20 protein-coding genes are annotated in these 22191 nt (G+C 58.0%); 1 reads left to right on the forward strand and 19 read right to left on the reverse strand.

What is annotated here, in order from left to right:
• Nucleotides 1-96: 96 nt before the first annotated feature.
• The 13 genes from G494_RS0117860 to G494_RS0117920 all read right to left on the reverse strand — a co-directional run bounded on the left by G494_RS0117860 (nucleotide 97) and on the right by G494_RS0117920 (nucleotide 11643).
• Complete coding sequence (locus G494_RS0117860; RefSeq protein ID WP_028585612.1) at nucleotides 97-1569, reverse strand: NADH-quinone oxidoreductase subunit N; 1473 nt, start codon at nucleotides 1567-1569, stop codon at nucleotides 97-99.
• A 92-nt stretch (nucleotides 1570-1661) separates the two neighbouring features.
• Nucleotides 1662-3176: an NADH-quinone oxidoreductase subunit M gene (locus G494_RS0117865; RefSeq protein WP_028585613.1), complete on the reverse strand. Its 1515-nt coding sequence runs from the start codon at nucleotides 3174-3176 to the stop codon at nucleotides 1662-1664.
• Between the two features lie 13 nt (nucleotides 3177-3189).
• Nucleotides 3190-4980, reverse strand: a complete 1791-nt coding sequence (locus G494_RS0117870; protein WP_028585614.1) for a Na(+)/H(+) antiporter subunit D — start codon at nucleotides 4978-4980, stop codon at nucleotides 3190-3192.
• On the reverse strand, nucleotides 4980-5258 hold the full coding sequence (locus tag G494_RS24330) for a hypothetical protein (protein ID WP_051305840.1): 279 nt from the start codon (nucleotides 5256-5258) through the stop codon (nucleotides 4980-4982). The genes G494_RS0117870 and G494_RS24330 overlap by 1 nt, the downstream gene beginning before the upstream one ends.
• Nucleotides 5255-6748 (reverse strand): monovalent cation/H+ antiporter subunit D family protein, encoded by a 1494-nt coding sequence (locus G494_RS0117880; RefSeq protein WP_028585615.1) that lies wholly within the window; start codon nucleotides 6746-6748, stop codon nucleotides 5255-5257. The genes G494_RS24330 and G494_RS0117880 overlap by 4 nt, the downstream gene beginning before the upstream one ends.
• Nucleotides 6749-6763: 15 nt before the next feature.
• Nucleotides 6764-7090 carry an NADH-quinone oxidoreductase subunit NuoK gene (nuoK, locus tag G494_RS0117885; protein ID WP_028585616.1) on the reverse strand — a complete coding sequence of 109 codons (327 nt, stop codon included), beginning with the start codon at nucleotides 7088-7090 and terminating at the stop codon, nucleotides 6764-6766.
• Nucleotides 7091-7093: 3 nt separating this feature from the next.
• A complete protein-coding gene (locus G494_RS0117890) occupies nucleotides 7094-7654 on the reverse strand; it encodes an NADH-quinone oxidoreductase subunit J family protein (RefSeq protein WP_051305841.1) in 561 nt (186 codons plus the stop codon).
• Entirely contained in the window at nucleotides 7654-8094 is a 441-nt protein-coding gene (locus tag G494_RS0117895) for a NuoI/complex I 23 kDa subunit family protein (RefSeq protein ID WP_028585618.1), read from the reverse strand. The genes G494_RS0117890 and G494_RS0117895 overlap by 1 nt, the downstream gene beginning before the upstream one ends.
• Nucleotides 8095-8096: 2 nt before the next feature.
• Nucleotides 8097-9089: an NADH-quinone oxidoreductase subunit NuoH gene (gene nuoH, locus G494_RS0117900; RefSeq protein ID WP_028585619.1), complete on the reverse strand. Its 993-nt coding sequence runs from the start codon at nucleotides 9087-9089 to the stop codon at nucleotides 8097-8099.
• 25 nt (nucleotides 9090-9114) lie between these two features.
• Nucleotides 9115-10233 (reverse strand): NADH-quinone oxidoreductase subunit D, encoded by a 1119-nt coding sequence (locus G494_RS0117905; RefSeq protein ID WP_028585620.1) that lies wholly within the window; start codon nucleotides 10231-10233, stop codon nucleotides 9115-9117.
• Nucleotides 10230-10622: an NADH-quinone oxidoreductase subunit C gene (locus tag G494_RS0117910; RefSeq protein WP_232362593.1), complete on the reverse strand. Its 393-nt coding sequence runs from the start codon at nucleotides 10620-10622 to the stop codon at nucleotides 10230-10232. The genes G494_RS0117905 and G494_RS0117910 overlap by 4 nt, the downstream gene beginning before the upstream one ends.
• A 155-nt stretch (nucleotides 10623-10777) precedes the next feature.
• On the reverse strand, nucleotides 10778-11266 hold the full coding sequence (locus G494_RS0117915) for an NADH-quinone oxidoreductase subunit B (protein WP_028585622.1): 489 nt from the start codon (nucleotides 11264-11266) through the stop codon (nucleotides 10778-10780).
• Nucleotides 11236-11643 (reverse strand): NADH-quinone oxidoreductase subunit A, encoded by a 408-nt coding sequence (locus G494_RS0117920; protein WP_028585623.1) that lies wholly within the window; start codon nucleotides 11641-11643, stop codon nucleotides 11236-11238. The genes G494_RS0117915 and G494_RS0117920 overlap by 31 nt, the downstream gene beginning before the upstream one ends.
• Nucleotides 11644-11901: 258 nt before the next feature.
• Between G494_RS0117920 and G494_RS0117925 the strand changes: the two genes are divergently transcribed.
• Nucleotides 11902-12885 (forward strand): LysR family transcriptional regulator, encoded by a 984-nt coding sequence (locus G494_RS0117925; protein WP_028585624.1) that lies wholly within the window; start codon nucleotides 11902-11904, stop codon nucleotides 12883-12885.
• Between the two features lie 141 nt (nucleotides 12886-13026).
• On the opposite strand, the gene G494_RS0117930 is transcribed toward G494_RS0117925, so the two are convergent.
• From G494_RS0117930 to lon, 6 genes are all read right to left on the reverse strand, one after another.
• A complete protein-coding gene (locus tag G494_RS0117930; RefSeq protein ID WP_028585625.1) occupies nucleotides 13027-14235 on the reverse strand; it encodes a pyridoxal phosphate-dependent aminotransferase in 1209 nt (402 codons plus the stop codon).
• 234 nt (nucleotides 14236-14469) lie between these two features.
• Nucleotides 14470-16245, reverse strand: a complete 1776-nt coding sequence (locus G494_RS0117935; protein ID WP_028585626.1) for a hypothetical protein — start codon at nucleotides 16243-16245, stop codon at nucleotides 14470-14472.
• An 88-nt stretch (nucleotides 16246-16333) separates the two neighbouring features.
• Entirely contained in the window at nucleotides 16334-17959 is a 1626-nt protein-coding gene (locus tag G494_RS0117940; RefSeq protein ID WP_028585627.1) for an NAD+ synthase, read from the reverse strand.
• Nucleotides 17960-18172: 213 nt separating this feature from the next.
• Nucleotides 18173-18373 (reverse strand): cold-shock protein, encoded by a 201-nt coding sequence (locus G494_RS0117945; protein WP_028585628.1) that lies wholly within the window; start codon nucleotides 18371-18373, stop codon nucleotides 18173-18175.
• A gap of 174 nt (nucleotides 18374-18547) precedes the next feature.
• Nucleotides 18548-19552, reverse strand: coding sequence for an endolytic transglycosylase MltG (mltG, locus tag G494_RS0117950; RefSeq protein ID WP_028585629.1), 1005 nt, complete (start codon nucleotides 19550-19552; stop codon nucleotides 18548-18550).
• Between the two features lie 121 nt (nucleotides 19553-19673).
• Nucleotides 19674-22097, reverse strand: coding sequence for an endopeptidase La (gene lon, locus G494_RS0117955; protein ID WP_051305842.1), 2424 nt, complete (start codon nucleotides 22095-22097; stop codon nucleotides 19674-19676).
• Nucleotides 22098-22191: the final 94 nt, after the last annotated feature.

A 22191-nucleotide genomic window follows, 5' to 3' on the forward strand; every position in this document is an offset into this window, starting at 1 on the left:
TGTTCCAACCCGGCTGCAGCGCTGCTGCAGCCGGGCATAAAAAAAGGAGGTTCATCCAGGGATGAACCTCCTTTTTTTGTGGGCAATGCCCTCTGGCTACATGATGGTCTGGACGATGTTGCCGGCCATGGCCACCAGCTTGGCAGGAAGAGCGCCCATGACCAGGATCAGGACAACCAGACTCACCCCGGTCATCCGGGTCAGGGGATCCAGTTGCAGCTCTCCACCAGCCCCTGCACCTTCAGCCTCATGGGCGTCATCGGCATCATCGGCATCATCGGCATCATCGGCATCATCGGTATAGGCAGCCTTGACCATGGAGAGATAGTAGAAGATGGCAATGGCGGTGTTGATGGCTGCCAGGATCACCAGAACCAGGTGCCCCTGCTCCAGGGTGGAGGTGAGCAGAAAGAACTTGGCCATGAAACCGACCATGGGCGGAATCCCGGCCAGGGCAAAGAGGCTGACCGCCAGGATGATCGCCAGGATGGGCTGGCGACGGTGGAGTCCGGCCAGGCTCTTGACGCTGAGATTTTCCCCCTCCCGGGAGACCTGACAGATCACCAGGAAACAGGCCAGGTTCATCACCACATAGCCGGCAATATAGTAGATGGCCAGCCCATAGCCCTCGGCCCCCAGGGTGAGCAGACCCAGCATCACGAAGCCGGCGTGGGAGATCCCGGAATAACCGAGGATCCGCTTGACATCGGTCTGCACCAGGGCGCTGAGGTTACCGTAAAACATCGAACAGACAGCCACCCCGCCGAGCAGCTCGCTCAGGAACTCGGGATAGCCGGTGGGCAGGGTCATGAAACGGATCAACAGGGCCACGGCCCCCAGCTTGGGAACGGTGGCGATGAAACCGGTGGTCTCGTTACTGGCTCCCTGGTAGATATCCGGAACCCAGAAGTGCATGGGAAAGACCGCCAGCTTGTAGAAGAAACCGGCAAGGATCATAACCACCGCGATCAGCACCGCCGGCTGATCACCCATGGCCGAGATGGCAGGAACAATCTCGCTGAGATAGGTGGAACCGGTGAGCCCGAAGAGGTAGCTCATCCCATAGAGCATCAGGCCGGTGGCCATGACCCCAAAGAGGATATACTTGATCCCGGCCTCCATCTGCATCCTGGTACCGTGGTGGTCGTCACGCAGGGGCACCAGCAGATAGAGGGCAAAGGAGGAGAGCTCCAGGGAGATGAAGATGGCGATCAGCTCAACCGAGCTGACCAGCAGCATCAGCCCCAGGACGCTGAGGAGCAGAAACATGGTGTATTCAGGACGGATCTCGCTGCGAATCCCCTTGAGGTGCTGGCCAAAGATGACCACCACCAGGAAGGCAAAGCTGATCAGGACCTTGAAGAGCTGGGAAAAGGTATCCACCTGGTAGGCCCCGTAGAACAGGGTGGCCTCCTGGCCCCCGGCCAGACAGGCGGTGGCAAAGGCAAGCAGGGCTATGGCAATGGCCCCGTTACGTTGCAGCCCGATATCGGGTGCCTTGAAGAGGCTGACAATGAAGTAGAGAAGTGCGCCAAAGGTCAGCACAAGTTCAGGTAAGAGAGCTATCATAAATACGCCTTAGGTGAGTGTTCATCAACTTTGCCGCAGATCAAATCTGCGGACAGGAGACAAAGTTCTCCACGGTGGACCGCTCCCCTGCCCTAGGGCAGGGTGAGGAGGGCCACCTGATGGTGTTGCCACTGCTGCAGCTGTTCAAGCAGGTTCGCCACAGAAGGATGGATCAGGTCGATAAAGGGTTGCGGTCCCAGGCCAATCCAGAAGACAAAGAGCAGGAAGGGGGTCAGGATGACGATCTCCCGTTTGCTCAAATCGCTTAAGTAGGATTGATCCGGATTATCGGTCCCGCCCCAGACGATCTTCTGCAGCATCCGCAGCATATAGGCTGCAGCCAGAACCGCTCCCGGGATGGCTGCCAGGGCCAGCGGGGTGCTGAACTCAAAGGTCCCGGCAAGCACCAGGAACTCACCGATAAAGGAGTTGGTGCCTGGAAAGCCGAAGGAAGAGAGACTGAAAAAGACCAGGAAGGTGGCATACCAGGGCATGTACCTGCCTACCCCGGCGGCCTTGCTGAGTTCCCTGCTGTGGGTCCGCTCATAGATCATCCCCACGCAGAGGAACAGGGCACCGGTGGTGACCCCGTGGTTGATCATCTGCATGATCGCCCCTTCCACCCCCTGGGTGTTGAGCACAAAGATTCCCAGGGTGACAAAACCCATGTGGCCCACCGAGGAGTAGGCGATCAGCTTCTTCATGTCATGCTGGGCCAGGGCGGTAAAGCCACCGTAGATGATCCCGGCAATGGAAAGCCAGAGGATATAGGGTGCCAGCAGCAGGGTGGCCTCCGGGGTGATCGGCAGGCAGAAGCGAAGCATGCCGTAGGTCCCCATCTTCAGGAGCACCGAGGCCAGGATAACCGAACCTGCGGTCGGGGCCTCCACATGGGCTGCAGGCAGCCAGGTGTGGAAGGGAAACATCGGCACCTTGATGGCAAAGGCCAGGAAAAAGGCCAGGAACACCAGGATCTGAAACAGGCTGGAGGTCTGCTGCCACATCATATCCGGGATAAAGAAGCTGCCGGTCTTGAGGTAGAGGGCGATGATGGCCACCAACAGCAGCACCGAGCCGGCCAGGGTGTAGAGAAAGAACTTGATCGAGGCATAGACCTTACGCGGCCCGCCCCAGATGGCAATCAGCAGGTACATGGGAATCAGCATGAATTCCCAGAGGATATAGAAGAGGACAAAGTCCAGGGCCACAAAGACCCCGATCATGGAGGCCTCCATGATCAACAGGCAGAACATGAAGGGCGTCACCCGCCGGGAGATGTAGTTCCAGCTCGCCAGCACGCAGAAGGGCATGATCAGGGTGGTCAGGATGACCAACAGGATGGAGATGCCGTCCACACCCAGGATATAGTTGATCTTGAACTGGGGGATCCAGTGGTGAAACTCGGCAAACTGGTACTTGGTGGTGGCCGGATCAAAGTCCATCAACAGCGGCAGCGAGGCCACCGCGGTGATGACCGTCACGGCCAGGGTCCACAGTTTGGCAAAGGATTCCTTGGGAAAGGCGAGCAGCACCAGAGCGCCGGCCAGTGGGAAAAAAATAAGGAAGCTGAGCAGAGGAAAGCCCTCTTTGATTAGTAGTACGTCCATTCCCCCCTACCCCTTATAAATATTGATATAATATGAATGTTATTAAGACCACTCCAGCCAGGCTGGAGGCGTAAAAGAGCATATATTGGAGCTGACCGGACTGGAGCGTCCGCACCCGACCGCCCAGGGCCCGAACCGAACGGGCAAAGCCGTCAACGACCCCGTCGATACCGTGCCAGTCAAACCAGGCCCAGAAACGGCTGAGGGTCATCAGGCTGCGCAGGCCCACGGCCCTGTAGGCCTCGCCCCAGGCAGTGTCAAACCACTGGATGGGATTGCGGACCAGCCAGAGGAAGACCCGGCCCAGGCTGCGGTAGAACCAGTCCAGATCCAGGCTGATACGGTCCTGGGGGGCAATCAGCCCTTTTAAGAGAAAGAAGACCACGCTGGCAGCACCCATCAACTGCAGGGTCTCCAGGAGGTGATAGCTGGTAAAGGGGTTGTAGTGGACCGGATAGGGCAGCATCTCATAGAGAAAGCTGGGGGCAGAGCCCACCACCACGCAGAGGGTGGCGCCCAGGGCCATGGCGATCATCATGTTCCAGGGTGGATCGCCGGCCGCCTCCCAGGTCTCATCGCTGCAGTTGTTTTTGCCGAAGAAGAGAAAGTAGGGCAGTTTGAGGCCGTTGTAGATGAAGGTTCCGGTGGCACCGAACATCAACAGCCAGGTGGCCCAGGTAAGGTGCTCTTCAAAGCCGGCGGTTATGATCATCGACTTGGAGACATAGGCGGCAAAGTAGGGAGCCGCCGAAATGGAGAGGCAACCGATCACGGTAAAGAAGAGGGTTGCCGGCATCTTCCGGTAGAGCCCGCCCAGTTCGGTGAACTTGGATTTGCCGGTCATGTAGAGTACCGAGCCGGTGCCCATGAAGAGCAGACTCTTGTAGAGGATGTGGACCACGGCATGGGCCGCAGCCCCGTTGATGGCCAGGTCGCTGCCGATGCCGACGCCTGCCACCATGTAGCCTACCTGGGAGACGATGGACCAGGCCAGCAGCCGGCGGATATCGTTCTCCAGCACCGCATAGACGACCCCGTAGAGGGCCATGGCCACACCCAGGACAATCAGGATGTCCATGCCTGCACAGCCTCGTGCCAGGGTATAGACGGCGGTCTTGGTGGTAAAGGCACACATGAAGACCGCGCCGTTGTAGGAGGCCTCACCATAGGCATCGGGCAGCCAGGAGTGAAGCGGTACCACCGCGGCGTTGAGGGCAAAGCCGATCATGATCAGCCAGGTGTAGAGTGCGGGATGGGTGACATCCATCAGCTCAAAGACGATGTTGCCCTCGGCCTGGTAGCGGAGCATGATTCCGGCCAGGAGGATGATCCCGCCCACGGTATGGACCAGCAGGTAGCGATAGCCCACGGCCAGGCTCTTTTTCCCCTTCCGAAACCAGATCAGAAAGACCGAGGAAAAGGCCATCATCTCCCAGAAGAAGAAGAGACTCAGGTAGTCACCCGAGTAGATGGTCCCCAGGGAGCCGGCCACATAGAACCAGGCGGCCATGTGTTCTCCGGCCCGATCGACCTGGAGGCCGTAGAGGGTGCCGATCACCGCCATCACTGCCATGATCAGGGCAAAGACCGAGGAGAGCTTGTCCACCCGGCCGAAGATCAGCTGCCAGTCCATGAACTGGAAGGTGGCAAAGGTATCGGAGAGGTTGGCATTCATCGCCACCGCGGCCAGGGCCAGGATGGGCACCAGAAAGAGGTAGGGTTTGCGCAGAGGCCCCCGGACAAAGGGCAGAATCAGGGCTCCGGCAATGAACAGGAACGATGGATGGATAAAACTACTGGTCATTATTCTTCCTCACTGGTCTTTGCTTCCGGGCAGCAGCCATAAAAGTCTGGTCGCACCTGCAGCCCGGCACGGCCCAGCCAGCTTGCGCCCACCATGATGATCGCAGCCGCAGCGGCAGCAAACAGGGACCAGAAGGCTGGAATGTGCTGTTCCACCCAGGAGTGGGCATGACTGGTATCCACCACCAGGGAAAAACCGATGATCACGGCAAGGATGCCGCAACATACCCAGATAAAGGGCTTGAGATGTTTGGTCAGGTATTCAATTATGGGTATCATCCTGTCACCATCTGAACAAATTGCATCATAAATCCGGGAAAGATGCCGATGATCACGGAGACCGTCACAGCGATGAGGATGGGAATCAGCATGCTGAGCGGTGCCTCCTTGATGCCGACAGCCGCTTCACCGGCAGGGGGCTTGCCAAAAAAGGCCTTGTAGGTAATCGGGGCAAAGTAGCCCACGTTGAGCACGGTGGAGGTGATCAGTATCAGGAGGATGCCGATCTGATGGGCCTCCATGGATCCGACCAGCAGATACCACTTGGAGACAAAACCGGCCACCGGCGGTGCTCCGATCATGGAGAGCGAGGCAACGGCAAAGGCGCCAAAGGTAAAGGGCATGGTCCGTCCCAGGCCGCTCATCTCCGAGATATACTTTTTATGGCTGGCGATGTAGATGGCGCCGGCACAGAAGAACAGGGTAATCTTGGCAAAGGCGTGGTTGACGATATGGATCAGGCCGCCGTCGATGGCGTGGGGGGTGAGCATGGCCACGCCCAGGATAATATAGGAGAGCTGGCTCACCGTGGAGTAGGCGAGCCGCGCCTTGAGGTTATCCTTGGACAGGGCGATCACCGAGGCCATGATGATGGTAAAACCGACAAAGTAGGCCGTAGGGATCCCCAGGTTGAGGGCATGCATGGTATCCACCCCAAAGACATAGAGCATGGTCCGGGTGGTGCAGAAGACCCCGACCTTGACCACGGCCACCGCATGGAGCAGGGCCGAGACCGGGGTGGGGGCAACCATGGCGCCGGGCAGCCAGTGGTGAAAGGGCATGATCCCGTTCTTGGCAAAGCCGAAGATGCAGAACACATAGAGCATCACCACCACCCAGCTCTTGGTGTCGGTGGGGATGATCCCGGTGAAGATGTTATGGGGAAAGTCCAGGTTACCCACCAGCACGTAGATCAGGATCAAAGCCGGGAGGAGAAAGAACTTGGCCGTGGTGGTCAGGTAGATGATGTACTTCCTGGCACCGTCATAGGATTCCTGATCCTGGTGATGCGCCACCAGGGGATAGGTGCAGACCGAGACGATCTCGTAGAAGAGATAGAGGGTAAAGAGGTTATCCGAGAAGGCCACCCCGATGGCCCCGAAGATGGCCAGGGCAAAGCAGGCATTAAACCTGGTCTGGCAGGGCTCGTCGTGGGCTCGCATGTAGCCCATGGAGTAGAAAACCGCGATCATCCACAGGGAAGAGGCTACCAGGGCAAAGATCATGGAAAAGCCATCGGCCCGCAGGGTGATGGAGAGCCCGGGCAGGAGCTGGAAGAGCGGGTAGATCAAGGTCTTACCTGCCTTGAGGGCAGGGATAAAGGACAGGACGATGAGAAAGAGCAGCACCGAGGCGCAGGAGGAGACTGCCTCCCGCAGGTTGGGGTTCTTTTTCAGCGTCATGACCACCAGGCTGCCGAACAGCGGGATGATCACTGCCAGCAGCAGGTTGGAATTTTCAACAATATTGGTGGTGGAAACAGCATCCATGGTGTGTATCTCCGGTTACCCCTGTAGATCGCCAAGATCTTCGACATCGATGGTTTTATAGTTGCGGTAGACCGCAATCACGATACTGATGGCAATGGCGGCTTCAGCCGCGGCAATGGCCATGATAAACAGTGTAAAAACCTGACCGATGGACGGGTCCGGGGCGAGAAAGCGGTTAAAGGCCATGAAGTTGGTGGAGGCAGCGGCCAGGATGAATTCGGAAGAGATCAGCATGCCGATGACCGTACGGTGGACCACCAGGCCATAGACTCCTAAGCCGAAGAGCAGGGCCCCCAGGGCCAGGTAGGTCTGGAGACAGTTATAGAGATTCAAGACAAGCATACCTTAGTTCCTCCCCCTCCGGGCAATGACCAGTGCGCCGATGATGGCCATCAGCAGCACGATGGAAATGAGTTCAAAGACCATGGAGTGGCTGGTCAGAAGGGTCTTACCGACCTGTTCGATATCCCCGCTCGCCTCCGCTGTGCGCGGAAAGACCTGCCATGGGGTCTTGAGTCCGAGGATGGTCAGGGCCGCAAAGAAGAGCCCGCCCACACTGGCGCCCAGGGGGCCGACCAGCCTGGATATCCAGGCGTTGCCGGGACCGATCTCCTGTTCCGGGGTGGCCATCATGATGCCGAAGGCGATCAGGATGGAGACCGCGCCCACATAGATCAACAGCTGCATCATGGCCACAAAGGGACTGAGCAGGAAGTAGTAGACCCCGGCCAGACCGGTGAAGCAGATGGCCAGCCCCGAGACGGCGCGGACCAGCCGCTGGGAGACCACGGCGATCAACCCGCCGGTGACCACCAGGGCGATGGTCAGCAGAAAAATTATGCCGACGGCCCCTTCCAGGCTGAAGAGGGTTGGGTTGGCCATCGGCGGCCAGACAAGTGGTTGCATCAGTTCTGATCCTCCAGTCGCTTGAGCAGGTCGATGATGAAGTCATCTTTATTGAAACTGGCCAGATTATACTCCTTGGAAAAACGAAGGGCATTGAAGTTACAGCTCTCCACACAGGAACCGCAGAGGCTGCACTTGGTGAAATCAAGGATATAGCTGTCCAATGATTTCTTCTTGTCCCCCTCCTTCTTGCTCCCCTTGAGCGAGATGCAATCCGACGGGCAGGCCCGCTGGCAGGCCATGCAGGCGATACAGTTGGGTTTGCCGCTCTCCTCGTTGGGGATGAGTTCGATATGACCGCGAAAGCGCTCGGTCATCACCGGGACCTCATAGGGGTAGTTCTCAGTTACCACGGGCCGGAAGAATTCCCGGGCCGTTATCATCATACCGGTGAGCAGCGATTTACTGCCCACCAGAATATCACTCCAGTATCCACTCATAATCAAAACACCTTGATGAATGCCGCCGTCACCAGCACGTTGACAAGGGAAAACGGAATTAAAATTTTCCAGGAAAGGTTGAGCAGGCGGTACACCTGGGTCCGGGGAAAGGTCCAGCGCACCCAGATCACGGTGAAGATCAGGATGTAGATCTTCAACAGGAACCACCAGACCCCGGGGGTCTGCCCAAAGGGGCAGTCCCAGCCACCGAGAAAGAGGGTGGCGGTCAGGCAGGCGCCTACCACGATGTTGAGGTACTCGCCCATCATGAAGAGGCCAAAGCCCATGGAGCTGTACTCGGTCATGAATCCGGCCACCAGCTCACTCTCGGCCTCGGCCATGTCAAAGGGGGCCCGGTTGGTCTCGGCAATGGAACAGATGAAGAAGATGATGAAGCCCACCCACATATAGAGGAAGTGGCCATTTTCAAAGCGGAAGATGTTCCAGTGCCAGAAGCCGCCCTGCTGATCTATGGCGATATCCCGCAGGTTCATGGAACCGGAGATCATGACGATGGCGATCACCGTCAGGAGCATGGGGATCTCGTAGGCCAGGTTCTGGGAGACCGCCCTGGCCGAGGAGATGATGGCATACTTGTTGCCCGAGGCCCAGCCGCCAAGGAGGATGGCAATCATGGCCAGGGAGGCCAGGGCAAAGAGCAGCAGTACCGAGAGCTCCATGGCCCGGGCCTGGATGTTGCCGGAAAAGGGGATCACCACCATGGAGGTGATGGCCGGGATCATGGCAATGACCGGGGCCACCCGGAAGATGATCCCGTCGACCCCCTGGGGGACCAGGAGCTGTTTGGTCATCAGCTTGATGCCGTCGGCCAGGGGTTGGAGCAGCCCGGCAGGGCCCACTTCCTTGGGACCGGGCCGGCGCTGGATGCGACCTGCGCCCTTGCGCTCACACCAGCCCAGGTAGGCGGCATTCACACCGGCAAAGGCCATGATACCCACCAGATAAATAATCGGACGCCAGATAGATGTTTCCATAACGTGTTGTCTCTAAATGCAGAACTTAGCGATCAATCTCAGGAATAACCAGGTCGAGACTCCCCATAAAGGCCAGGGCATCAGCCAGGAGCATGCCTTCGGCAACCTCGCCAAAAAGACTCAGATTGGAGAATGTCGGGGAACGAAGCTTGAGCTTGTAGGGATTCTTGCCGCCGTCACAAACCAAACGGTGGCCCAAGGAACCACGGGCGGTCTCTACGGCAGAGTAGTAGTAACCGGCCTCTGGCTTCAGGTTCTTGGGTACCTTGGCCTGGACCGGACCGTCGGGGAGCTTATCCAGGGCCTGCTCGATGATCCGCATGGACTGTTCCATCTCATCCACCCGGACCATGTAACGGGCCATGGAGTCGCACTCGTGGTAGACCGGTACATCGAAATCAAACTCCGGATAGACCGAGTAGGGTTCGTTCTTGCGGACATCGAAATCGATGCCTGAACCACGGGCCACCGGGCCGGTGGCCCCGTAGCGGCGACACTGCTCGGCAGAGATGAAGCCGATATCAGTGATCCGCTTGATCAGGATGATGTTGTGGGTGACCAGGTCATGGTAGAGACGGGGCATCCGGGAACGGAGCCGTCTGATGAAGTCCCTGGTACCGGCAATGAACTCATCGTCGATATCATTATAGACGCCGCCAAAACGCATATAGCAGTAGGTCAGACGGGAGCCGGTGATCCGCTCGAGCAGATCCAGGACCTTTTCCCGGTCATCAAAGGCGTAGAGCAGCGGGGTAAAGCCGCCCAGATCCAGGAGAAAGGCCGCCCACCAGAGCAGATGACTGGCAATCCGGTTCAGCTCCACCGTGATCACCCGGATATATTCGGCCCGCTCAGGCACCTCGATGCCTGCAGCCTTCTCCACCACCAGGGCATAGCCATGGTTAAAGGCCAGGGCATGGAGATAATCCATCCTGGCGGTGTTGGGCATGAACTGGGGAAAGCTGCCGGCCTCGGCAATCTTTTCGTGCATCCGGTGGATGTAGCCCAGGACCGGTTCGGCATGGACGATGTACTCCCCGTCCATGGTCAGCTTTACCCTGAGCACCCCATGGGTGGCGGGGTGCTGGGGACCGAGGTTGAGCACAAAGGTTTCATCATGCCGCAATTCAACAGGGAGCGTCATGGCATATAGTCCTTGAGAAGGGGATGGAAATCGGCATCTTCGGGAAGAAGAATGCGGCTCAGATCGGGATGGCCGTCAAAGATGATGCCGTAGAAGTCAAAGGTCTCCCGCTCGTGCCAGTCGGCACCGCTGAAGACCCCGGAGATAGTGGGCACCAGCGGCGCTGTCCGCGGCACCACGGTGCGGACCGCGACCCTGCAGGGTTCGGCCTCATAGGTGGTGAAATCGTAGACTACCTCCAGCTGTTCTTGCTTGGGCCAGTCAACCCCGGCGATGGACTCGATGAAAAATCGCTGGCGATCCAGGATCTCGGCCACTGCCACCAGTTGTCCGGGCTCGCAGAGCACCTCAAGATGGTAGCCCTGCCGGCTATATTCGGTCGTCGCCACTCCCGGCCTGCGTTCTGCAGGGGAAGTGGCCGCTTCGACGGGCTCCTCACCCTCCGGCTCGGCCGCGGCAGGCGGTTCCTCTTGGGCAGGGAACAGTGGGGCCAAAGCTGCTTGCGTTTGTTCTAAAATAGTCATCAGATTATTCCACTGGGGTCTCAGACTCTTGGCCACCGGCGCTTGCCGGTGATCTTCTCTTCCAGGCTCATAATGCCTTCCAGGAGGGCTTCGGGACGCGGCGGACAACCGGGGATATAGACATCCACCGGAAACAGTTGATCCGCACCCTCCACCACGTTGTAATTTTCCTTGACCTTGAACGGGCCGCCGGAGATGGCACAGTTGCCCATGGCAATCACCCACTTGGGCTCGGGCATCTGGTCATAGAGGGTCTTAACCGCCTCTTCCAGCTTCTTGTTGATGGTGCCGGCCACGATCATGACATCACTCTGGCGGGGAGAAGGACGAAAGACCTCTGCACCGAAACGGGCGATATCGTAACGGGAGCCGCCGGTGCACATCATCTCGATGGCGCAACAGGCCAGGCCGAAGGTCATGGGCCACAGCGAGTTGGCTCGTCCGAGACTGAGCAGCTTATCCAGCTGGCTGAATTGAACTATTGATGACGGTACGTTTTCCGGTTCCACTCGAACACTCCTTTAATCCAGGCATAGACAACGGCCAGCGACAGAATACCAACAAAGATAACCACCTCAACAAAATCGCGGATCACGAACTCAGGACTGTTATAGGCAACAGCCACAGGAAAGAGAAAGAGCACGTCCACATCAAAGGCGAGGAAGATCAAGGCATAGAGATAGTAGATGATCCCAAAACGGATCCAGGCGCTGCCGATGGGCTCCATGCCGCACTCGATCAACTGCCCGGTCTTGCCGGCGGTCTGCCGGGTATGGGAGGTAGGACTGAATAACTTGACGATTACGATAGGACCGACCCCAAAGAGTAAGGCTCCTATCAAAAAAATGGCAACATAGACAATGTTGGTTAAAACAACCGGCTCCATAGACACCACCTCTAAGCACCCCCTTCATAAGCTAAACTGATACTTCACATCAGCACATCTTAATATATATATCGAGATTTTTTTTCCCTGTCAAGCGCAAAACTTCCAACATATTAGGAGCGTACCACGCCAAGACCTCAAAGATACGGATAAAAAATCCACTAAAAATCATTGACCAATTTTACCGAAGTGGTAGTGTAGCACACTGACTTCAATTGCAATAATACTAACGTTCAATTATCTTGATATCAACCAACTATGGCCATCACATTCAGACAACTCGAAATCTTCATCGCCGTCGCCGAGACCCAGCAGGTAACCAGGGCCAGTAAGAAACTCTTCCTCACCCAGTCTGCCGTCTCCATGGCCCTGGGTGAGCTGGAAAACCAGCTGGGCGGGCCCCTGTTCGACCGTCACGGTCGCAGCCTGCTGCTCAACGACCGCGGCCGTTACCTGCTGCCACTTTCCAAGCAGATTCTCAGCCAGGTCGCCAACGTGGAGACCATGCTCACCGAGCAGCGGGATACCGTGGCCGGGGTACTGGAAATTGTGGCCAGCTCGACCATCGGCAACTATGTCCTGCCCCACCTGATCGGGGCCTTCATGCGCCTCCACCCCGATGCCCATATCAACATGCTGGTGGTCAACACCATGGCTGCCGAACATCTGGTGGCCAAGGGAGAGGCGGATCTCGGTTTTGTCGAAGGAGAGATCAATATCGACTCCCTGGTTGCCTCCGACTGGTTTGAAGATGAGCTGGGCATCATCGTCAACCCCAGCCATAAACTGGCCGAGCGCAGTCACTTTAAGATCCCGGAAGACCTTAAGGAAACCAGCTGGGTCATGCGCGAAGAGGGTTCGGGAACCGCGGAGATCTTTACCAAGAAGCTGGGAAAACACGCCTCCATGCTCAAGGTGGTGACCAAAACCGGCCACACCGAAGCCATCAAGAAGGCCGTGGAGTCGGGCGCCGGCGCGGCCTGCCTCTCCATGCTCACCGTCTGCCGCGAGACCGAACACGGCTGGCTCAACATCCTGCCCATCGAGGGCATCGATATGCGTCGTCAGCTCAGGATCATCCAGCACAAGGACAAGATCATCACCAGGCTGATGGCGGAATTTCTCACCTTCTGCGAGCTTGCCGCAGAGAGCATCCAGAGCAAGGAATGCCTCTCCTTCCCCTCCAAGCTCCAGTCGTTTTTGGAAAAATACCGGACAGAGAAAGAGCAGCAGGAGAGCTGAGCTCCTGCCCGTCGCCCCCGGCCGATCCGGCCAGAGCTGTAATCCGCCTTAATCCGCCTCCGAGTCCGAGGCTCCACCCCTCTCCCCGTGGTGCACCTCGCCGGGGGCGGGTTTTCCCGCCCCCTGAGTGTTCGGCCCCTCTTACTGCAGGGCCTCCAAAGCCTTCTTCAGCCTGGTCATCCCTTCACAGAGCACCTCCATGGAGGTGGCAAAGGAAAATCGTATAAAGTCATCTGCGCCAAAGGCTACTCCGGGCACCGTCGCGATCATGGCCTCGTCCAGGAGATAGTCGGCCAGGGAGAGCGAGTCGACGATGGCATGGTTGTAGAAGGCCTTGCCGTAATAGGCCGAAAAGTTCGGAAAGACATAGAAAGAGCCACCAGGGGAAACACAGCTTACCCCTGGGATGCTGTTTAGGGTCTCTACCATATAGGCTCGCCTGGGGGCAAAGGCCTCCTGCATGACCTTGGGAAAATCCTGGGGCCCGCTCAGGGCAGCCAGAGCGGCATACTGGGAAGGTGCGGCCGGATTGGAGGTGGACTGGCTCTGAATCTTGTTCATGGCCTTGATCAGATGGAGCGGACCAGCCGAGTAGCCGATCCGCCAGCCGGTCATGGAAAAGGACTTGGAAACCCCGTTGAGGATGATCAACTGCTCCTTGATGGCAGGCTCCACATCCAGGATGTGGGGCAGCACGCCCTGCTCATAGGTCAGGGTCTCATAGATGTCGTCGGAGACAACCAGCCAGTCGTTCTCCAGGGCCAGGGCGGCAACCGCCTCCAGGGCGCGACTGGAAAGAACTGCACCGGTAGGGTTGGAGGGACTGTTGAGGACGATGCCCCGGGTCTTGGGCGTGACATACTTTTCCAGGGTTGCCGGATCCAGGTCAAAACCCTTTTCTTCATCCAGGGGCACGATCACCGGCACCCCGCCAGCCAGTTGGACCATGGGGGGATAGGAGACCCAGTAGGGGGCAGGGATCAAGATCTCATCCCCGGGATTGAGGGCTGCCTGGAAGAGATTATAGAGTCCGTGTTTACCGCCGCAACAGACCTGAATCTGATCCGGATCATAATCCCAGCCATGGTCCTCTTTGAACCTCTGGCTGATGGCTTCCCGCAGCTCCAAAACACCCGGTACCGGAGTGTAGCGGGTATGCCCGTCATCAATGGCCTGTTTTCCCGCTGCACAGATGTGGGCAGGTGTGGGAAAGTCAGGCTCACCAACACTGAAGTTGAGAACATCAGCGCCTGTCGCCCGCAAGGCCTTGGCTTTGGCATTGACGGCAAGGGTAGGCGAAGGGGCAATCTGCAGCACCCGATCTGCAAGCGCTATGGGTTCTGACGACATACATTTCTCCTTTAAAAACGTTTTCCGGCTGAACAAGAGAACGGTAAGCTCTAACGTGTTCAGCCGCTTTTCACAACTGAATTTTTTCCAAAAAGGCTCAAAGCCGGCTTGAATATTGAGATATTTTGTCCAAGATCATCCCATTCAAAAAAAAAGACCACAGGGAGCTGCTCCCAATATTTTTTTTCAGCATAACGATGGGATCCGGCACCATGACCGTGAGCCCGTCACTCCTCAGGGCTCCTGGTAGACCGGGCAGGGTCGACGGGGATCATACTGTTGATAGGCCGGATCATCGTAGCTGCTGTGGCAATCCAGACAGAGGCCAACCCGCAGGATCCGCTGCAACTCGTCCCGGTTAAAGGGACGCAGGTCCGGCCGGGAGCCATACTGGAGCGGCTCCCCCTCTATGGTGACAAAGTTATCCAGGCCCACGCTGCGCCCGTCCAGGGTATCCACGCCCCGATCCACCGGCTGGAAGGTCCACTCTCCCCCTTTTTTCTGGACAGTCCCCTCCCCCAGCCCCACCGTCTTGGCAGAGGCATGGCACTCCTTACAGCTCCGGCCCTTGGCCTGGGTGGTATGGGGGTTGATCGCAGCCATGGTGAAACGGTTGAAGCTCTCTTCCACCTTGCCCTGATCATCGACCAGGGTGACGATATCCTGGCAACCAGGGGTAACGATGACCACCTCATCCTGCCACACCGCCAGCATGGGTTTTTCGTAACGGATGTAGGAACGCCCCTCTTCCCACCAACCCGGGGTCTCCTTGAGGCTGAGCTTATCCAGATGGGTCTCCCGCTGGTCACGCTTGGCATGACAGCCGTAGCACTGGGGTACCCAGGTGGAGTGGCAGGCCTCACAGCTCAGCCGCCTATGGCCGGGATAGCCGCAGGCCGAAGGCTTGGGCGGCCGTAAGGGGTGTTGGGCAGCATCGTTTTTCCCCACCAGCACCATCCCCTCGGCAGCGCGCACCACATTGGTCAGCTCATTTCCCTTCCTGGTCGTACCCGGCCTGTCCTGGTGACAACTGACACACTTGATCTCCAGCTGCTCTTCGTAGTGGGCATACTGGTTGCCATCGCCCATGATCTCCTCCCTGGTGTGGCAGTCGATACAGGACATCCCCTTGGCATGGTGAACGTCTTCACCGATCTCCAGGTAAAAGCGGTCTCCTGGTAATTTCTTGGACGAGGTTCCCCCCTGTTCATAGGGGGTACCGTACCCCTCTGCCTCAAACAGGCCGATATAGGAGAGGCCGATCCGACCTGAACGATTGTGACAACGGATACAGTTGTCGTCAGCGACTTTTTTAACGATGCGCGGATGGGGTTTGGTCACCACCTTGGCAGGATCAGCCCCCTGGGCGCCGCCAAAGGAGGTCACGGTGCTCCGCTCCCCCCCCTTCACCTCCTGATAGTGACAGGCCGAGCAGCCGCCGCCCTTTTCATTGAAAAAGGCAGGGGCGCCGGGCAGGTCATTCTTCTGTTTCCAGAGGTGGCAGGTGGCGCAGAGCTTACGGTAATAGTCCAGGGCCAGGGAGGTTTCACCACTGGCCAGGAGCTGCTCCACCGTAATCTCGGCGTCCTGGGTTTCCCGCTCCCCCCAGTAGTAGAGCAGGGTCGAGAGGATACCCCGGTTGGTCGCCATCAGGGAGTTCTTCACCTTGGCCAGGTCCGCAGGGTGGCAGCCTTCAATCGCGCAGGTCCGGGCGACCACCCGCAGGTCTCCGGGATTGAGGACCATGCCCTTGTGGGCCTGATCTTTATCTACGGCCAGGGCATCGCCCAGGTGGCAGGACGAACAGCCGACGATCAGGCTGTCGTGGGCTGGATCCAGTTTTTCCCTGGTATGGCAGGCCAGACACATCTCCACGTAGCCGGCCGTGGTCACGGTCAGTTCTTCCGGGCGCTCTGTGGTGGTCTCCCTAAAGAACAGGACCCCCAGCCCAACTAAGATACAGGGCACCACAACCAGGATCGCTCGCAACTTCCCCTGTAGACGATTCATAGCACTCCCGGCTCAGCGCCAAGGGGACTGATTTCCGGCGGGAAGATCTCGCCCCTGGCCGATATCCAGAGGCGACCCTGGTTCAGCCTCACTCCTGAAAACTCTGGACCACCGGATAACGGCGCCCGGGACCAAAGGCCTTGCTGGTCACCTTGATTCCCAGGGGTGCCTGTTTCCGCTTGTACTCATTGCGGTTCACCCGGCGGACGATATCCTCAACCGTGGCTCGCTCAAAGCCCTGCTCCACCATCTGCTCAACACTCTGGTGTCGCTCCAGATAGGCCTCCAGGATCGGATCAAGGATCTCATAGGGAGGCAGGTCATCCTGGTCACACTGCTCGGGCTTGAGCTCGGCCGTGGGCGGCCGGGTAATGATCCGCTCGGGGATGAGTTCCTGGTCTCGATTATAGAGTCGCGCCAACTGATAGACCATATCCTTGGGCACATCGGCCAGCACGGCCAGGCCGCCGCTCATGTCCCCGTAGAGGGTGCAGTAGCCCACCGCCATCTCCGACTTGTTGCCGGTGGAGAGCAACAGGCCGCCCATCTTGTTGGAGATGGCCATCAGCAGGTTGCCCCGGATTCGAGCCTGGACGTTCTGTTCGGTGACATCCTCTGCCAAACCGAGAAAGAGCGGCTCAAGGAGGTGCTGGTAGCCCTCCATCAGTCCGGCTATCTCCAGGCACTCAAAGCCGCAGCCGAAACGCTCGCTCAGGGCCCGGGCATCATCGACAGAGGCCTGGGAGGTATAGGGCGAGGGCATGGCCACGCAGAGCACGTTTTCAGGACCAAGGGCGGTGCAGGCAAGGGCCGCGGTCACTGCGGAGTCGATGCCCCCGGACAGCCCGACCACGGCCTTGCTGAAGCCGGTCTTGTGGAGATAATCACGCACTCCCAAGACCAGGGCATCACGGACCTGCTCGATACCATCCACAGGTGCGGCATCGCCTCCCTGGGCCAGCTGATCGCTTTCCACCACCACCATGTCCTCGACAAATCCCTGGCCGGCTCGGATCACCTCCCCCTGGGTATTCACCACCAGGGAGTGACCGTCAAAGACCAGGGTATCCTGCCCCCCGACCTGGTTGACATAGAGCAGGGGATAGTTATTCTGCCGGCAGAGCTGGGAAAAAACCGCCCTTCGCTCTTCCAGCTTGTGATGATAGTAGGGGGAGGCAGAGATGTTAATCAAACCGTCGGGCACCACCGAGCCGATCACAAAGGCATTCAGGGGGTTGACCGGGTAGGATTGGCACTCACTCCAGATATCCTCGCAGACCGAGAGGCCGAAGTGGAGCCCCTGGCAGCAGAAGACCGTGGACTCGGTACCTGGTTCAAAATAACGGGACTCGTCAAAGACATCGTAGGTGGGCAAGAGCTGCTTCCTGGCACGGTGGAGGACCTGACGCTGCTCAATCACAAAGGCGGAGTTGTAGAGCGCCTTGCCGACCCCGGTCCTGGGCTCCAGCACCCCGATGACACAGGTGATATCGGTGACCGCCTCTATCAGGCGCTCCAAAGCGCGCTCGTGGGCCCGAATAAAGCTCGGCCGTTCCAGCAGATCCTGGGGCGGATAGCCGCAGAGGGCCAGCTCGGGAAAGATGACAAGATCACAGGAGGCGGCGCGGGCCTTTCCCAGCCAGGAGAGGATCTTCTCCAGGTTACGATCAAAGGCACCAATAATCGGATTGGTTTGAACAAGGGCTATTTTCACGGCAATTGGAAGGTTGAGGAAAGGTTAATCTGGGAGTAACGGTGCTACAGGTGGGGAACAGGTTCGGCTCGAAGTTGGAATGGAGGAACCCCTCCGGGAAGAGCTCATGCAAGCCATGAGTAGAGGTCGGCAGCCATCACCAGGCGCAACAGCTGCCTGTAACAAGCGACTCTACAGCAGCCAGAGCGCCTGTCGGGTGGTCAATCTTGAAATTTATTGTTTCATCACATTGGCTGCGGCAGGCCCTTTGGGTCCATCAACAATTTCGAATTCGACCTTGTCGCCTTCGCTCAGAGTCTTGAACCCTGAACCATTGATCGCAGAATAGTGAACAAATACGTCTCGCCCTTCTTCCTGCTCGATAAAACCAAACCCTTTCGACTCGTTAAACCACTTGACAGTTCCTTTCAACATTGCCCTTAATATCTCCTTTATTAGGCTGCATGTTTTATCCCACCCCCTGTCTTTTTCCTGCATCGCAGCCTTACAAACATCACTAAAGATATCCGATACTAAGCTGCACAAAAAACAGGAAATGGGCTACTGAATAAGGCGACATTACCACTATTACCTGTAAAAACAAAGAAATTATTGACCACTTTCTGCTTTCCGTCGCTGAAATATCTTGACAGCACGATTATGGGCCTTCAGGGAAGAAGAAAAAACATGGGTACCGTCATTTTTGGAGACAAAGTAGAGGGCGTTGGAGCTTGCCGGCCGGAGCACAGCCAGGATGGCCTCCCTACCGGGATTACAGATCGGTCCCGGAGGTAATCCTTTGATGACATAGGTGTTGTAGGGGGTGGGACGCCGCAGATCCGCCCGGGTAAGGTTACCGTTAAAGGCCGGGATAGCGTAGATAACGGTGGGGTCGGACTGGAGGCGCATCTTCCGCTTTAGCCGGTTGAGGAAGACCCGGGCGATCAGGGGCCGTTCATGGGCAGCGCCGGTCTCCTTCTCGATGATGGAGGCCAGAGTCAGGAGTTGGTGCAGTTCAAGACCACTCTCCTCCAGAGCCGGCAAGGTGTCGGCGACCTGAAAAAACCGGTTCACCATCATCTTCAGCAGAGCCGCCTCATCGACCGTGCCCTTGGCCAGGAAGTAGGTGTCAGGAAAGAGATAGCCTTCCAGGCCCGCCTGAGCCACCCCAAGCGAACGGGCAAACAGAGGATCAGCGGCCAGGGCGACCAGCCGCTCGGGGTCGGCCCATCCCCCCTGGCCATAAATTTCGGCGAGCTGACGGACGGTCAAGCCCTCGGGAATGGTGACCGGATGGTAGACCACCCTGCCCTGCTCCAGCACCCGGAGCACCCCCAGGGGGGTCAAGCCGTGGGGAATGGCATACTCCCCGGCCCGCAACCTGGTGGTCAGGCCGGCAAAACGGACCAGGAGCAGAAAGCGGAGATCACCGTTGAGCAGGCCCTGCTCCTGGAGTATCTCACCGATCTCACGGACACCGGCCCCCTGGGGGATCTCCACCCGCACCACTCCTGAGCCGGCTGAACTGGAGAGCAGGTAACTCCCCAGCCAACCACCCAGCCCCAGGACCAGGATAAGGATGAGGGCGCTGAGCCAATAAAAAAAAGTGCGCATAGAGTATATCTCGTGGAAGCAACAGGAGTGGAGAGACGGCAGCGGAGCCTACAGACAACGACGCCTGGCGGAACAGAGCCCGCCAGGCGTAGAGTATCGACAGGGAGAGTCAGGGATGAAACTATTTCTTGGCCCCAGCTCCCTTCTTCTTGCGGCCGCCCTTACCGATCTTTCCCAGGGTCAGGGCGATGACCTCATCCATGTGCTGCACCGGATAGAAGGTGATCTTCTTACGCAACTCTTCGGGAATCTCCACCAGGTCTTTTTCATTCTCATGGGGGATGATCACCTTGGTGATCCCGGCCCGTAATGCAGCCAGGGCCTTATCCTTCAATCCGCCGATGGGCAGCACCCGCCCTCGAAGGGTGACCTCGCCGGTCATGGCGATGTTCTTCTGGACGGTCTTGGTGCTGATGGCAGAGAAGAGGGCCGTGGTCATGGTGATCCCGGCCGATGGCCCATCCTTGGGGATGGCACCTGCAGGGACATGGATATGGATATCGATGGCGTCAAAGTAGTCGGCATCCACCCCCAGCTCGTCCTTCCTGCCCCGGCAGTAACTCAGGGCAGCCTGGGCAGACTCCTTCATCACATCACCCAGCTGACCGGTGAGGATGAGTTTCCCCTTGCCGGGCAGGACAGCGGTCTCGATGTGGAGCAGTTCTCCACCGACCTCGGTCCAGGCCAGACCGGTGACCAGGCCAGGCTGGATACTGGTATCCAGCTCGGTTTCCGGCAGATACTTGGGCGGGCCGAGATACTTTTCCAGGGTATTTTCGGAGACCGCATAGGGTCCCTTGCCGCCTTCGGCCACCTTACGGGCAATCTTCCGGCAGACCTTACCCAGGGCCCGCTCCAGGTTGCGGACCCCGGCCTCATGGGTGTATTTGCTGATGATCGTCTCCAGCATGGCATCGTTGAGCTTGATCTGACGGGGCCGGATACCGTTCTCCTCGATCTGGCGAGGCAGGAGGTAACGACGGGCGATGACCTTCTTCTCCTCCAGGGTGTAGCCGGACAACTGGATGACCTCCATCCGATCCATCAGGGGTCCGGGGATGGTATCCCCCCGGTTGGCCGTGGTGATAAACATCACCTTGGAGAGATCAAAGGGCAGGTTCATGTAGTGATCGGAAAAGGTGGAGTTCTGTTCCGGATCAAGCACCTCCAGCAGGGCAGAGGAGGGATCGCCCCGATAATCATCGCCGATCTTATCGATCTCGTCCATCATGAACACCGGGTTGTTGGTCTCCACGGTCTTCAGGCCCTGGAGAATCCGGCCGGGCAGAGCCCCGATATAGGTACGACGATGGCCGCGGATCTCGGCCTCATCGCGCATCCCCCCCAGGGAGAGGCGGTAGAACTTCCGACCCATGGCCTTGGCAATGGCCTGGCCCAGCGAGGTCTTGCCCACCCCTGGAGGACCGACGAAACAGATGATCGGTCCCTTGGTATCCTTGTTGAGCTTGCGCACCGCCAGGTATTCCAGGATCCGCTCCTTGATCTTATCCAGGCCATAGTGGTCCTCATCCAGGACCTGGGTGGCAAGCTTCAGGTCCAGCCGATCCTTGGATTTCTCCTTCCAGGGGAGATCCAGAAACCAGTCCAGGTAGGTGCGGACAATGGTCGCCTCCGAGGCATCCGGATGCATCATCTCCAGCCGCTTCAGCTGCTTATACGCCTCCTTGCGGGCGTACTTGGGCATCTTTTTCTTCTTCAGGCTCTTCTGGAGGTCTTCGATCTCCTGGGAATAACTGTCCTCATCACCCAGTTCCCGTTTCAAGGCCTGCATCTGCTCACGGAGAAAATATTCCCGCTGGCTCTTGGACATCTCTTCCTTGGCATCGGACTGAATCTTGGCCTGGACCGTGGATACCTCCAGTTCCTTGCGGAGCAGTTCCGCCACCAGGCGAAGGCGCTCTTCCGGGTCCAGGGTCTCCAGGATCTGCTGGGATTCGGCGATCTTCAGGCGCAGGTTCGAGCCGACCAGATCGGCCAGTCGCCCCGGCTCCTCGATATTGTTGATGATCATCATCAAGTCCGAGGAGAGGATGCCGCGCAGGGACATGATCTTTTCGGTCTGTTCACGGACGGTGCGCATCAGGGCTTCCATCTCCACAGAGACCTCGGTGGTCTCGACCTCCTCCAGGAGATCAATCTCCACCTGGTAGTAGGGATCCTTCTGCTGGTAGGAACGGATCTTGGCCTTGGAGAGCGCCTGGACCAGGACCTTCAGCCGGCCATCGGGCAACTTCAGGGTTCGCATGATCATCGAAACCATGCCCACCTGATAGAGATCTTCACTTTCCGGCTGATCCTTGGTCGGGTCTTTCTGGGTGACCAACATCAGCAGTTTGTTGCCATTGACCGCCTCGTTGACGGCCTCGACCGAACCAGGACGGCCGACAAACAGTGGGATTATCATGTAGTTAAAAACAACCACATCCCGTACCGCCATCATGGGTACGGATTCCGGAATTTCAAGATCCTTTGGGCTTTCTCCGAAATCATCCATGCTGTGGGACAACGAATCATCGAATTCCACGTTTTTCCTCCTCTTCAAACGCCTGTGGCGAGTACTGGGTAATTAATGTCCACAGGAAGGTAAACACAACCGTAAGTGAAGTCAAGACACGGAC

The organism is Desulfogranum mediterraneum DSM 13871, from assembly GCF_000429965.1.
GTDB classification, from domain to species: domain Bacteria; phylum Desulfobacterota; class Desulfobulbia; order Desulfobulbales; family Desulfobulbaceae; genus Desulfogranum; species Desulfogranum mediterraneum.